Source organism: Muricoccus pecuniae, from assembly GCF_014199205.1.
GTDB lineage: Bacteria > Pseudomonadota > Alphaproteobacteria > Acetobacterales > Acetobacteraceae > Roseomonas > Roseomonas pecuniae.
This window is the reverse complement of the sequence record NZ_JACIJD010000024.1, coordinates 45,662-58,273: the sequence shown is the minus strand read 5'-3', so window position 1 is coordinate 58,273 and position 12,612 is coordinate 45,662. Positions and strand designations below refer to the sequence as shown.

Genomic DNA, 12,612 nt, shown 5'->3' with positions numbered 1-12,612 from the left:
AACGCCCCAGGAGGCGTTCCTGACCGCCCTCACCTCCCCTGCACCAGGTAGCGCTCCATGACCAAGTCACCGTCGCACTTCGATTGGAAACCGCCAAGGTGAGCGACGATCCGACCGGCGCGGAACTGTCCCGCCTCCTCTCCATCATGGCCCGACTCAGGGCACCCGACGGCTGCTCCTGGGACCGGGTGCAGGATTTCAGTTCCATCGCGCCCTACACCATCGAGGAGGGCTACGAGGTCGCCGAGGCGATCGGGCGGCAGGACCGCGCGGCGCTGAAGGACGAGTTGGGCGATCTGCTCTTCCAGGTTGTCTACCACGCCCAGATGGCCGAGGAGGCCGGCGACTTCGCCTTCGTCGATGTGGCGAAATCCATCAGCGACAAGATGATCCGGCGGCATCCTCACGTCTTCGGCGAGGCAGCGGCCCGGGACGCGGCCGCCCAGACCGACGCCTGGGAACGCCAGAAGGCTGCCGAGCGGGCCGCGCGCGCCGAGACGGGCACCCTGGCCGGGGTGGCGGAGAACCTTCCCTCCCTCACCCGCGCCCTGAAGCTCACCCGCCGGGCGGCCCGGGTCGGTTTCGACTGGCCGGATGCCGCGCAGGTGCTGGATAAGCTGGAGGAGGAAGCCTCGGAGTTGCGGGCCGAGCTGCCCGGCGCGGATCCCGCGCGCCTGGCGGATGAGGTGGGCGACCTGCTCTTCGTGCTGGCCAATCTCGCCCGCAAGCTCGACCTCGATCCCGAGATCTGCCTCCGCGGCGCAAATGCGAAGTTCGAGCGCCGCTTCGGTGCCGTCGAGCAGCGTCTGGCCGCCGAGGGCTCCGCCCCCGCCGACGCTTCCCTCGAACGGATGGAGGCGCTTTGGCAGGAGGCCAAGAGGGCCGAGCGGGGCGGCTAAGCCCCCTCCCCGGCCTCAGTCGCCCAGCAGCGCGGCCCGGGCGAGCTCCCAGCTTTCCCGGTCCGGCGCGCAGAGCAGCCCGCCTGCGCGGTCCACCGCCGGCCTGTAGGGGCTGCCGTCGAAATGCGCGCTGTAGCCGCCGAGTTCCTGGTGGATGAGCCAGCCGGGCGCGTGGTCCCAGGGCATCAGCCGATTGTAGAGCTGCAGGTGGATGTGACCGCTCGCCAGCAGCCGGTACTCATGGGCGGCGCAGCCGAGCTGCCAGGTCTTCGCCAGCCGCGGCAGTCGGGCGGCGACATGGCTCTTCAGCGGCTCCACCAGGTAGCCGTAGGAGATGCAGCCGACCATGGCCGCAACCGGGGCCGGCGCGGCGAGGCCGAGCGGCGCGCCGCGCTCCCCGTCCGGGCCGGCGAGCCAGGCACCCTGCCCCGTCGCGGCGATCAGCGTGTCGTCCCCGACGGGGTCATGGATCCAGGCGGCGACCACCTCGCCCCCGGCGAAGGCCGCGGCCATGCAGCCGAAGATCGCCATGCCGGCCGCGAAGTTGGCGGTGCCGTCCACGGGATCCACCACGAAGGCGAGCGGCGCGGCGGCCAGCCGGTCCAGCAGGGCTGGATCGGCCGCGCAGCCCTCCTCCCCCACCACGAGGCAGCCGGGAAAGCGCTCTTCCAGGGCGGCCACGATCATCCGCTCGGCGGCCTCGTCGGCATCCGTCACCATGTCCAGCGGGCCGGACTTCGTGCGGATGTCGCTCGCGGCCAGCTTGCGGAAGCGAGGCATGATCTCGGCGCGCGAGGCCGCGCGGAGGATGAGGTCGACGTCCCGCAGCGCCGCCGCGTCGAAGGCCCTCACGCCTCGCCCCGCTGGGCGAAGCGGGCGAGATCGGCGGGGCTGAGGCGCACGGAGAGGCGCACGGCGTCCTCCGCGTCGCTGCGCTCCAGCACCTCGCCGTGCTCGTAGAGCCAGGCGATGCCGGCACCGTCCTCGGGCGGGAGGGAGAAGCTCTCGGTCACGAGCCCCGCGGCCAGGCGGGCGTCCAGCATGTCGCGCAGTTCGTCCAGCCCCTCGCCCGTCAGGGCAGAGACAGGGATGCTGCCCGCCCCCGCAGGGGGCGGCTCCTCCAGCAGGTCGGTCTTGTTGAGCACCTCGATCACCCGCCGCTCCCAGTCCTCGTCCAGCGCGGGGTCGGGCCCCGTGGCCATGTCGTTCAGCACGCCCATCACATCGGCCCGCTGGGCCGCGCTGTCGGGATGGGCCACGTCGCGCACGTGCAGGATGATGTCGGCGGTCGCGACCTCCTCCAGCGTAGCGCGGAAGGCCTCGACGAGCTGGGTTGGCAGCTCGGAGATGAAGCCGACGGTGTCGGAGAGGATGACGGTGCGGTTGGAGGGCAGCCGGATGGCCCGCATCGTCGGGTCCAGCGTCGCGAAGAGCTGGTCCTGGGCGTAGACCCCGGCGCCGGTGAGGGCGTTGAACAGCGTGGACTTGCCGGCATTCGTGTAGCCGACCAGCGCCACCACGGGGTAGGGCACCTTCGTCCGCGCCTTGCGGTGCAGCCCGCGGGTGCGGCGGACCTGCTCCAGCTCCTTCTTGAGCTTCACGATCCGCTCGTCGATGAGCCGGCGGTCGATCTCGATCTGCGACTCACCGGGGCCGCCGAGGAAGCCGAAGCCGCCGCGCTGCCGCTCAAGATGGGTCCAGGACCGGACGAGGCGGGTGCGCTGGTAGGACAGGTGCGCCAGCTCGACCTGGAGCGAGCCCTCCTTCGTCCGCGCGCGCTCGCCGAAGATCTCGAGGATCAGGCCCGTCCGGTCGATCACCTTGCAGCCCCAGGCGCGCTCGAGGTTGCGCTGCTGCACGGGGCTGAGGGCGGCGTCCACCACCACCACCTGCACGCCATGAGCGGCGATGGAGGCGCGGTCGGCCTCCACCGCGCCCTCGCCGAGCAGCGTGCTCGGGCGCCGGGCGCGCAGCGGGTGGATCGCGGTGTGGACGATGGCCACGCCGATCGAGGCGGCCAGCCCGACGGCCTCGGCCAGCCGCGCTTCCGCGGCGCGGGTGGCACCCCGGCCGTCAGGGATGCCGTGGGGGCGTTCCCAGGGCAGGATGACCGCGGCGGGGGTCGGTGCCCCCGCCCCGGTGTCAGTCTTGGCTTCCGACAGGGCTTGGCTCGCGCGGTGTGAGGGTCATGGTGGTTTCCCGGATGGGAGCCCCGGCCTGGGTAGGTTGCGGGGCACCGGCGGTGCCCTGGGCACCCGCCGAGGCGGCATCGAACAGCATGATCGGGGCGCCCGGCATCACGGTGCTGATCGCATGCTTGTAGACGAGCTGCGTGTGCCCGTCACGGCGCAGGAGCACCGAGAAGTTGTCGAACCAGGTAATAATACCCTGGAGCTTCACACCGTTCACCAGGAAGACGGTGACGGGAGTCTTGCTCTTGCGAACATGGTTCAGGAACACGTCCTGCACGTTCTGGGACTTCTCGGCAGCCATCGGCTGATGTCCTTCTTCTTGCTCACCGCCCAGCTTTGCCGTGGCGGATCCGGGGCGGTTGTTCTTCGGCGCGCGCCCCTGCGGCACGCCCCGTTCCCGGGCGCGCTCCCTCGCCCATGGGGGCGTCAAACTCACCCGGGGGGCGTGGCCTTGTCCAGCGCGTATAACGCAACCGTCATGCGCTCCGCCGTGATGAAGTGCAGGGCGGGGGCGGAAGCCTCGGGGCCGCCGTCATGCGCGGCGTCGCCCAGCAGGACGGGGATGCAGCCGGCGCGGCGGGCGGCCTCCATGTCGAGCGCATTGTCCCCGACATACCAGACCGAGGCCCCGGCCGGCACGCCGCAGGCCGCGCAGGCCAGGCGCATGGGGATCGGGTCGGGCTTGTCGGCGGCCGCGTCCCCCGCCCCGACCAGGGCGCTGAAGAGCGGCGCCCAGCCGAGATGCGCCGCCTCCGCCCGCAGCAGCGGGCCGGACTTGTTCGAGAGCACAGCGAGCGGCGCGACCAGGGCCGCCCGGCGCAGCAGCGCCTCCGCCCCGGGCATGGGGCGCAGCACATCCAGGTGAGTCGCCCGGACGGCGGCGTAGAAGATGTCCCGCGCGTGCTCCCAGCGGTGCCCGAAGAGCTGGGGGAAGCTGTCGCGCAGGGAGTGCCGCACCCGGGCGCGGACCTCCTCGAGGCTCCATTCCGCCATGCCCGCATCCCGGAGCGCGGCGTTCAGCCCGGCCCGGATGGCCGGCCAGCCATCGACGAGCGTGTTGTCCCAGTCCCATACGATGGCCAGGGGGCGGCTCGGGGACGGGTTCACGGGGCGTTGCGCGGCGCGCCGGTGGCGTGGCGGGCGAAGATCTCGAAGAGGCGGCGCGTCACGGGGCCGGGCTGCCCGTCGGCCACGGGCCGGCCGTCGATCGAGAGCACCGGCTTCACGAAGGAGCCGGCGGAGGTGATGAAGGCCTCGCGCGCCCCGGCCAGCTCGTCCAGCGTGGCCGGGCGCTCCTCGGCGCGCATCCCGTGCAGGGCCATCTCCTCCAGCAGCGCGGCGCGGGTGCAGCCGGGAAGGATGGTATGGGTGAGCGGCGGGATGCGGAGCACCCCTTCGGCATCCACCATCCAGAAGCTCGTCGCCGCGCCCTCGGTGATCACGCGGGTGGCGGGGTCGAAGAGGATGGCCTCCCCTGCCCCGGCCTCCTTCGCCGCCTGCCGGGCCAGGACGTTGGGCAGGAGGTTCACGCTCTTGATGTCCCGCCTGGCCCAGCGGAGGTCCGGATGGGTGATGGCCGCGATGTTCCAGCCCTCGATGCTGGTGGGGTAGGGCGGCCCGTGGCGGGAGGTGACGACGAGGCTGACCCGCGGCGCCCTCTTCGGAAATGCATGGTCCCGCCGGGCGACGCCGCGGCCGACCTGCATGTAGACCAGCCCCTCCGTCACCCGGTTCCGCCGCACCACCTCCTCCAGCACCAGCCGGAGCGAGGCCATGGGCATCGGCATGGGAAGCCGGATCTCGCCCAGCGAGCGCTGGAGGCGGGCGAGGTGGAGGTCCGCGTCGATGAAGCGGCCGGCATGGAGGTTGACCACCTCGTAGATGCCGTCCCCGAACTGGTAGCCACGATCCTCCACGTTCACGCAGGCCTCGCGCTGCGGGAGGTAGCGCCCGTTCACATAGGCAATTCTCGACATCGGGCCTCGGTCGTCAGCGGGCGGGCATCAGGGAACGGGCGCCCGGTCCTCGGCCTGCACGCCCAGGAACTTCAGCTTCCGGTGCAGGGCGGAGCGCTCCATCCCCACGAAATTGGCGGTGCGGCTGATGTTCCCGCCGAAGCGGAGGAGCTGGGCTTCCAGGTACTGGCGCTCGAACAGCTCGCGCGCGTCGCGCAGCGGCAGGGTCATGATCTCGCTGGAGCGGTCCAGCTTGAGCATGGCGGGCGCCGCGGAGCCGACCTCCGGAGGCAGCATCTCCGGCCGGATGGGGTCCGCGGGGCCACCGGGGGCCATGATGAGCAGCCAGTCCACGAGGTTGCGGAGCTGGCGGACATTGCCGGGCCAGTCATAGGCCTGCATCGCCGCCATCGCGTCCTCGCTGATCTCGCGCGCGGGGACGCCGGAATTCTCGGCGGACTTGGCCATGAAGTGCCGGGCGAGGGCCGGCACGTCCTCCCGCCGCTCGCGGAGCGAGGGCATGCGGATCGGCACCACGGCGAGCCGGTAGTAGAGATCCTCCCGGAAGCGCCCGGCCGCGATCTCGGCCGAGAGGTCCCGGTTGGTGGTGGCGGTAACACGCACGTCAACCTTGACCCGCGTCGCGCCGCCGATGCGCTCGAACCCCTGCTCCTGCAGCGCGCGGACGATCTTGCCCTGGGTTTCCAGCGGCATGTCCGCCACCTCGTCCAGCAGCAGCGTGCCGCCATGGGCTCGCTCCAGCACGCCCTGGCGCCGGGGATGGGCCACGGGGTCCGGGCCGCCCTCCACCCCGAACAGCTCCTCCTCGAAGCGGGCGGGGTTGAGGGTGGCGCAGTTCAGGGCGACGAAGGGCTCGTCCGCGCGGCGGGAGCGGGCATGGATCATGCGCGCCGCCACCTCCTTGCCCGAGCCGGCGGGGCCGGTGAGCAGCACGCGCGAGCCCGTGGGCGCCACCTTGTCGATCGCGTTGCGGATCTGCGCGATGAGCGAGGAGGTGCCGACCAGCTCGGTCTCCGACCCGCTCCGCAGGCGCAACTCGCTGTTCTCGCGCTTCAGCCGCGCCGCTTCCAGCGCGCGCGCGACGATCAGCAGCAGACGGTCCGACTTGAACGGCTTCTCGATGAAGTCGTAGGCGCCCTGCTGTATCGCCTGCACCGCCGTCTCGATCGTGCCGTGGCCGGAGATCATCACCACCGGCACGCGCGGCTCCTCGCGGTGCAGGGCCTCCAGGATACCCAATCCGTCCAGTCGGGAATTCTGCAGCCAGATGTCGAGGATGACGAGGTTCGGGCGCTTCTGGCGGAACGCGGCCAGGGCCCCGTCGCTGTTCGCCGCCTGCCGGACCTCATAGCCCTCGTCGTCCAGGATGCCGGCGATCAGGGCGCGGATGTCCGGCTCGTCGTCGACGATCAGGATGTCATGCGCCATGGCGCAGCATCTCTCCTCTTTCCTGCAATCCGTCCCGCTCCGATGTCCCGTCCAGGGGCAGGGTGAGCGTGGCGCGCGCCCCGCCTTCCCGGCCATCCGCGAGCGTCAGCCCGCCCCCATGGTCCTCCATGATCTTCTTCACGATGGCAAGCCCGAGGCCGGTTCCCTTCGCCTTGTGTGTCACATACGGTTCCGTGAGCCGGTCGCGCTCCGCGTCCCGCGGCAGGCCGATGCCGTTGTCCTCGACCGCGATCGCGAGCACCCCGGCCCCCGCCACCGCCTCCAGCACCACCCGCCCGCCCGCCTCGCCCTCCGGGCGCATCGAGATGGCATCCGCCGCGTTCTGCAACAGGTTGGTCAGCGCCTGGTTCAGCAGCCGCCGGTCGCAGCGCACGGGGGGCAGATCCTCCTCGGGCAGGCGAAGCTCGTAGGTGATGGAGGGATGCGCGTCCCGCTGCAGCACCAGCGCTTCCCGCAGGAGCTGGGAGGGGTTCTCCGGGCGGATCACCGGCTGGGGCATGCGGGCGAAGGCGGAGAACTCGTCCACCATCCGCCCGATGTCGCCGACCTGGCGCACGATCGTGTCCGTGCAGGCGCGGAAGGTGTCGGGGTCCTCGGTGATCTGCTTGAGGTAGCGCCGCTTCAGCCGCTCCGCCGAGAGCTGGATGGGGGTGAGCGGGTTCTTGATCTCGTGCGCAATGCGCCGGGCCACGTCCGCCCAGGCCGCCGTGCGCTGGGCCGAGAGAAGGGCGGTGATGTCGTCGAAGGTGAGGACGTAGCCCGAGAGCCCGCCGGCATCGAACTCCGCCCCGATCCGCGCGAGCAGGGTGCGGCGCCCGGAGGGGCCGGGGACGAGGATCTCCTCCGTGCGCGGCTTCTCCGGCGTCGCCGCCGCGGCCGCGAGGATGGCGCGGAACTCCGGAACGACCTCCCCCAGGCGCTGGCCGACCGCGGCCTCCAGGTCCTGGCCCAGCAACTCGCTGGCCGAGCGGTTGGGCAGGTTGATCCGCCCCTCCGCGTCCAGCCCGATCACCCCGGCCGAAACGCCGCCCAGCACGCCCTCGGTGAAGCGCCGGCGGTCGTCGAGCTGGCGATAGGCTTCCAGCAGCTCGCTCCGCTGGGCCGCGAGCTGGTTCGTCATGCGGTTGAAGGCGCGGGAAAGGCTGCCGACCTCGTCATCCGCCCGCCCCTCGTCCACCCGCACGGAGAGGTCGCCCCCCCTTACCCGCTCGGCCGCGTTGATCAGCCGCGAGATCGGGCGCGCGATCTGGTTCGCCATCACCAGCCCGATCAGCACGGCGGCCAGCAGCACGAGCAGGGTCGCGATCGCGAAGATGAGGGCGAAGGTGATCTGCAGGCCGGAGCGGTTGCGGTCGAGCTGGTCGTATTCCTGGAAGGCCAGCTCGGTGCGCTGCATGTGCTCGATGATCGAGGGGTCGAGCGGGCGGCCGATCATCAGCATCAGCCCGGGATCGATGTCGAGGGCGACCAGCCCGCGCACCCAGCCCTCCTCCCCCTCGGCGGCCAGCACCGCCACCTCGCCCTGGCGCACCACCTCCGTCGCCCAGGCCGGCGGGGGCTCCACCACCAGGGCGGAGCCGAGCCCCGCCTGGGCGATGACGCGGCCGAGCACGGGCTCGAAGACCGTCGCCTCCGTCAGCCCGCGGAGCGCGGTGTAGTTCGTCAGCACCCGGCTGAAGCCGACGGTGTTGTCCGGCAGCAGCGGCGCCGCGCGGTTCAGGTCCGCCGCCATCGCCAGCGCGTCGGCCCGGATGGTGTTGCGGTTCTCGTCGAGATAGGCGCGGGAGGCGACGAGGCTCGCCTCCAGCGTGTCGCGCACCTTGTCGCCGAACCAGGCCTGGATGCCGAGCTGGAAGAAGACGGAGGCGAAGACCGCCACCAGCAGCGCCGGCACCACCGCCACGCCGCCGAGCAGCATCACCAGCCGCACGTGCAGGCGCGACCCCGCGCTGCCCCGCCGCCGCTCCGCCAGCACGCGCACGAGGCGCCCGGCGAGGCTGGCCGTGAGCAGCAGCACGAAGGCCGCGTTCACCAGCACCAGCGCCGCGGTCTGGGCGGCGCTGGTCGGGCCGAAGGGCGTGCTGCCGGAGAGGACCGCGAAGGAGGCCACCCCGACCGCCAGCGCGCCCAGGGCCAGGGCGAGGGTCATCACCCGGCCGAGCAGGAAGTCCGCCAGCCCTCGGAGAGGGCTCCTGCGCTCCCCCGGGACCCGGCGGTTCACGCCCGGCCCGTCACGACAGGCCCCGCACCACCGGCAGCTCCAGCTCCCGGATCTTCTTGCGAAGCGTGTTGCGGTTCAGGCCGAGCATGGCGGCGGCCTTGATCTGGTTGCCGCGCGTATTGGCCAGGGCGAGCCGCAGCAGCGGGCGCTCCACCTCGGCCAGCACGCGCTCGTAGAGGTCGCGCACGGGCAGGCCATCGCGCTGGGCGCTCATGAAGCCGGCGAGGTGCCGCTCCACCGCCTGCTCCAGCGTCTCGGGCGTGGAGGGGGCGGCGGGAATGCCGGGAGCCGCCTCGGCCTCGGCCAGCTCGGCCGCCACCGCATCCTCCCCGATCACCTCCTGGGGATAGAGGGCGGCGAGGCGGCGCATGAGGTTCTCCAGCTCGCGCGCGTTGCCGGGCCAGGGATGGGCCCGCAGCCGCTCCACCGCCCCGTTGTCGAGCGACTTGGCCGGCAGCCCCGCCGCCTTGGCGCGGTCGAGAAAGTGGCGGGCCAGCAGGGGGATGTCCTCCGCCCGCTCGCGCAGCGGGGGCAGGCGGATGGGCACGACATTGAGGCGGTAGAACAGGTCCTCACGGAACACGCCGGCGCGAATGGCCTGGCGCAGGTCCCGGTGGGTGGCGGCCACGATCCGGACATTCGCCTTGATCGGCGTGCGGCCGCCGACCGTGGTGAACTCGCCTTCCTGCAGCACGCGCAGCAGGCGGGTCTGCGCCTCGGGCGGCATGTCGCCGATCTCGTCGAGGAAGAGGGTGCCGCCGGCCGCCTGCTCGAAGCGGCCGACGCCGCGGGCCATGGCGCCGGTGAAGGCGCCGCGCTCATGGCCGAACAGCTCGGCCTCGATCAGGTCGCGCGGGATGGCGGCCATGTTCACGGCGACGAAGCTGCCGGAGCGCCGGCGGGAGTAGTCGTGGAGGGCGCGGGCGACCAGCTCCTTGCCCGTGCCGCTCTCCCCCGTGATCATCACCGTCAGGTCCGTCGTCGTGAGCCGGGCGACGGTGCGGTAGATCTCCTGCATGGCGGCCGAGCGGCCGACGAGGGGCAGCCGCTCCTCCTCGGGCCCCTCCCCGTCATCCTCCGGCGCGGCCACGGGCGCGGCGAGGGCGCGGCCGACAAGGGCGAGCAGATCCTTCAGGTCGAAGGGCTTGGGCAGGTACTCGAAGGCACCGCGCTGCGCGGCCTTGAGGGCGGTCGCGAAGGTGGACTGGGCGCTCATCACCACTACACGCAGCTCCGGCCGCACGCGGCGGATGCGGGGCACGAGGTCCAGCCCGTTCTCGTCCGGCATCACCACGTCGGTGATGACGAGGTCGCCCTCCCCGTCCTCCACCCAGCGCCAGAGCGTGGCCGCGGAGGAGGTGGCGCGCACGTTGTACCCCGCGCGGCCCAGGGCCTGGGCGAGCACGGTGCGGATGGCGCGGTCGTCATCGGCGATGAGGATGGTGCGTTCGGTCATACTCTGCCTTCGAGGGGGCCCCTGGCGGGAAGAGGGAATTCAGGCGGTCTGGCGGATGCGCGCCCGCGGCTGGGCGAGGGCCGCGCCGGAGGGTGGCTTGGCGAGGGAGAGGCGGAAGACGGTGCGGCCGGGCCGGCTGTCGCACTCGATGAGCGCGCCGTGGTCGGCGACGAGCTTGGCCACCATCGCCAGCCCCAGCCCCTGCCCGCCGGGCTTGGTGCTGATGAAGGGATCGAAGAGGCTCGCGCGCACCTCCTCGGCGATGCCGGGGCCGTTGTCCCGCACGCTCACCTCCAGGGGCAGGTGGACCCGCTCCCGCGATCCCGGGATGGCCAGCCGCACGCCGTGCCGGTAGGCGGTGGAGAGGACGATCTCGCCGTTGCGCGGATCGACCGCCTCGGCCGCGTTCTTCACAAGGTTGAGCAGGATCTGGACGAGCTGGTCCCGGTTGCCCCAGACCGGCGGGAGGGAGGGATCGTACTCCTCCACGATCCGCAGATGCGCCGCGAAGCCCGTGGCCGCGATCCGGCGCACATGGTCGAGCACCTCGTGGATGTTCACGGGCTCCCGCTCCAGCGGGCGCTCCGAGAACATGTCCATCCGCTCCACGAGGTCGCGGATACGGTCCGCCTCGTCCTGGATGAGGATGCAGAGCTCCCGGTCCCCCTCGGAGGCCGATGACTGCTCCAGGAGCTGCGCCGCCCCGCGGATGCCGGAGAGCGGGTTCTTCACCTCATGCGCCAGCATCGCCGCCATCGCGCTCGCGCCCCGCGCCGCGCCGCGGAAGTTGAGCTGGCGGTCGAGCTTCTGGGCGGTGGAGCCGTCCTGCAGCGTCAGCACCACCGCGCCCGGCATCTCGTGCAGCGGCGCGCCATGCGCGGCGACGCCCTCGCGGTGGATGCGCGGGGAGAGAAGGGTGAGGTCGTGGTCCGAGATCGGCGCCTCCGCCGCGCGCACCTGCCGCACGAGGGCGGGCAGGCGCGAGTCGGCCGGGAGCAGGTCGGTGAGCTGCATCTGGGCGAGGCTGGAGGCGGAGAGGCCGAGGAACAGCTCCGCCGCGGGATTGGCGAAGCGGAACCGCTCCTCGCGGTCCACCACCACCACGGGCACGGGCAGGGCCGAGAGGAGCTGCGCGCTGGCGGGCAGCCCTGGCTTCTCCGGCGTTTCTCGGCGCGGGGGCATGGGACCTTTCAGGCGGCGATCGCCGCGTCGTCGGGCGTGGCATCCGCCGACTCGCGGCCGGCCTCGCGGAAGAGGTCGCGCACCCCCTCCACCCCGGCCTCGAGCAGCGGGCGGTAGAAGGCGTCGATCGCCGCCAGCGCGTCGGGCACCGTCTCGGCGGCGTTGATCCGCACCCGGAACTCGGCGCTGCCGGGCAGGCCGCGCGAGTACCAGGCGATGTGCTTGCGGGCGAGGCGAAGCCCGGGGTTGCTGCCGTGATGGGACAGCATGTCGGCATAATGCTCCAGCAGCATCGCGTGCTGCTCGGCGAGCGAGGGCAGCTCGGGCATCGTGCCGGTCGCGAGATAGGCGGCGACGAGCCCGGGCAGCCAGGGCCGCCCATAGGCGCCGCGCCCGATCATCACCCCGTCGGCGCCGGACTGTCGCAGCGCCTCCTCGGCGTCCTTCGGCCCGAGGATGTCGCCGTTGACGATCACGGGGATGCCGACCGCCGCCTTCACCTTCGCGACGAAGGCCCAGTCCGCCGTGCCGGTGTAGAGCATCTGCCGCGTGCGGCCGTGGATCGTGACCATGCGGATGCCGCAGGCCTCGGCGATGCGGGCGAGGTTCGGGGCGTTCAGGCTCGAATGGTCCCAGCCCATCCGCATCTTGAGCGTGACGGGCACGGAAACGGCGCGCACCACGGCTTCCAGGATGCGGGCCGCGCGCAGCTCGTCCCGCATCAGGGCGCTGCCGGCCTGCTGCCCCACCGCCACCTTCTTCACGGGGCAGCCGAAATTGATGTCCACCAGCGCCGCGCCGTGATCGACGGCGAGCCGCGCGGCCTCGGCCATCACCTCCGGCTCACAGCCGGCGAGCTGGATGCTGGCAGGGCCGCCGAAGCCGTCCACCTCCGCCATCTTCAAGGTCTGGCGATTCTCGCGCACCATCGCCTGGCTCGCGATCATCTCGCTCACCACCATGGGCGTGCCGTGGCGGCGGGCGAGGCGGCGGAAAGGCAGGTCGGTGACGCCGGACATCGGCGCCAGGATGACCGGCCTCTCGATCCTGATGGGGCCGAGCACGATCGGCCGCAGCTGCGGGCTGCCCTCGGGTTGGGCAGCCTCTCCGGTGCGTGATGTTGGCGGCATGGGCAGGTGCCTATCAACTGGGCAGGCGGGCGGTCAAGCGGCATCGCGAGATCCGTCGCGCCGGGGCCCCTGGGCGCGCCCCTCTCGCGCCGCTAGGTTCCGCCGCA

General features: G+C 72.3%; 11 protein-coding genes. 1 reads left to right on the top strand and 10 read right to left on the bottom strand.

Translation table 11 applies throughout. The features are described from left to right. The first annotated feature begins 98 nt into the window (after nucleotides 1-98). Complete coding sequence (gene mazG, locus FHS87_RS19535) at nucleotides 99-899, top strand: nucleoside triphosphate pyrophosphohydrolase (protein WP_184521065.1); 801 nt, start codon at nucleotides 99-101, stop codon at nucleotides 897-899. Nucleotides 900-914: 15 nt separating this feature from the next. On the opposite strand, the gene FHS87_RS19530 is transcribed toward mazG, so the two are convergent. The 10 genes from FHS87_RS19530 to dusB all read right to left on the bottom strand — a co-directional run bounded on the left by FHS87_RS19530 (nucleotide 915) and on the right by dusB (nucleotide 12,505). Continuing rightward, nucleotides 915-1,751 carry an inositol monophosphatase family protein gene (locus FHS87_RS19530; protein WP_312862049.1) on the bottom strand — a complete coding sequence of 279 codons (837 nt, stop codon included), beginning with the start codon at nucleotides 1,749-1,751 and terminating at the stop codon, nucleotides 915-917. Continuing rightward, nucleotides 1,748-3,061 (bottom strand): GTPase HflX, encoded by a 1,314-nt coding sequence (gene hflX / locus FHS87_RS19525; RefSeq protein WP_184521072.1) that lies wholly within the window; start codon nucleotides 3,059-3,061, stop codon nucleotides 1,748-1,750. Before hflX ends, FHS87_RS19530 begins: the two co-directional genes overlap by 4 nt. Then, on the bottom strand, nucleotides 3,042-3,392 hold the full coding sequence (gene hfq / locus FHS87_RS19520) for an RNA chaperone Hfq (RefSeq protein ID WP_184521071.1): 351 nt from the start codon (nucleotides 3,390-3,392) through the stop codon (nucleotides 3,042-3,044). Before hfq ends, hflX begins: the two co-directional genes overlap by 20 nt. A gap of 131 nt (nucleotides 3,393-3,523) precedes the next feature. After that, complete coding sequence (locus tag FHS87_RS19515; RefSeq protein WP_184521064.1) at nucleotides 3,524-4,198, bottom strand: HAD family hydrolase; 675 nt, start codon at nucleotides 4,196-4,198, stop codon at nucleotides 3,524-3,526. Next, the gene (locus tag FHS87_RS19510; protein WP_184521063.1) at nucleotides 4,195-5,067 is read right to left on the bottom strand and encodes a D-amino-acid transaminase; all 873 of its coding nucleotides are present in this window, start codon (nucleotides 5,065-5,067) and stop codon (nucleotides 4,195-4,197) included. The genes FHS87_RS19515 and FHS87_RS19510 overlap by 4 nt, the downstream gene beginning before the upstream one ends. 27 nt (nucleotides 5,068-5,094) lie before the next feature. Then, complete coding sequence (ntrX, locus tag FHS87_RS19505) at nucleotides 5,095-6,495, bottom strand: nitrogen assimilation response regulator NtrX (protein WP_184521062.1); 1,401 nt, start codon at nucleotides 6,493-6,495, stop codon at nucleotides 5,095-5,097. Continuing rightward, on the bottom strand, nucleotides 6,485-8,665 hold the full coding sequence (locus FHS87_RS19500) for a sensor histidine kinase NtrY-like (protein ID WP_184521070.1): 2,181 nt from the start codon (nucleotides 8,663-8,665) through the stop codon (nucleotides 6,485-6,487). Before FHS87_RS19500 ends, ntrX begins: the two co-directional genes overlap by 11 nt. An 82-nt stretch (nucleotides 8,666-8,747) precedes the next feature. Then, entirely contained in the window at nucleotides 8,748-10,193 is a 1,446-nt protein-coding gene (gene ntrC, locus FHS87_RS19495) for a nitrogen regulation protein NR(I) (protein ID WP_184521061.1), read from the bottom strand. 39 nt (nucleotides 10,194-10,232) lie between these two features. Then, a complete protein-coding gene (locus tag FHS87_RS19490) occupies nucleotides 10,233-11,375 on the bottom strand; it encodes a two-component system sensor histidine kinase NtrB (RefSeq protein ID WP_184521060.1) in 1,143 nt (380 codons plus the stop codon). Nucleotides 11,376-11,383: 8 nt separating this feature from the next. Beyond that, nucleotides 11,384-12,505 carry a tRNA dihydrouridine synthase DusB gene (gene dusB / locus FHS87_RS19485; protein ID WP_184521059.1) on the bottom strand — a complete coding sequence of 374 codons (1,122 nt, stop codon included), beginning with the start codon at nucleotides 12,503-12,505 and terminating at the stop codon, nucleotides 11,384-11,386. Nucleotides 12,506-12,612: the final 107 nt, after the last annotated feature.

Excerpts from the sequence above, each read along its gene's own strand:
- hfq (WP_184521071.1), bottom strand. The coding sequence starts at position 3,392 with ATGGCTGCCGAGAAGTCCCAGAACGTGCAGGACGTGTTCCTGAACCAT.
- FHS87_RS19510 (WP_184521063.1), bottom strand. The coding sequence starts at position 5,067 with ATGTCGAGAATTGCCTATGTGAACGGGCGCTACCTCCCGCAGCGCGAG.
- ntrX (WP_184521062.1), bottom strand. The coding sequence starts at position 6,495 with ATGGCGCATGACATCCTGATCGTCGACGACGAGCCGGACATCCGCGCC.
- FHS87_RS19500 (WP_184521070.1), bottom strand. The coding sequence starts at position 8,665 with ATGACCCTCGCCCTGGCCCTGGGCGCGCTGGCGGTCGGGGTGGCCTCC.
- ntrC (WP_184521061.1), bottom strand. The coding sequence starts at position 10,193 with ATGACCGAACGCACCATCCTCATCGCCGATGACGACCGCGCCATCCGC.
- FHS87_RS19490 (WP_184521060.1), bottom strand. The coding sequence starts at position 11,375 with ATGCCCCCGCGCCGAGAAACGCCGGAGAAGCCAGGGCTGCCCGCCAGC.
- dusB (WP_184521059.1), bottom strand. The coding sequence starts at position 12,505 with ATGCCGCCAACATCACGCACCGGAGAGGCTGCCCAACCCGAGGGCAGC.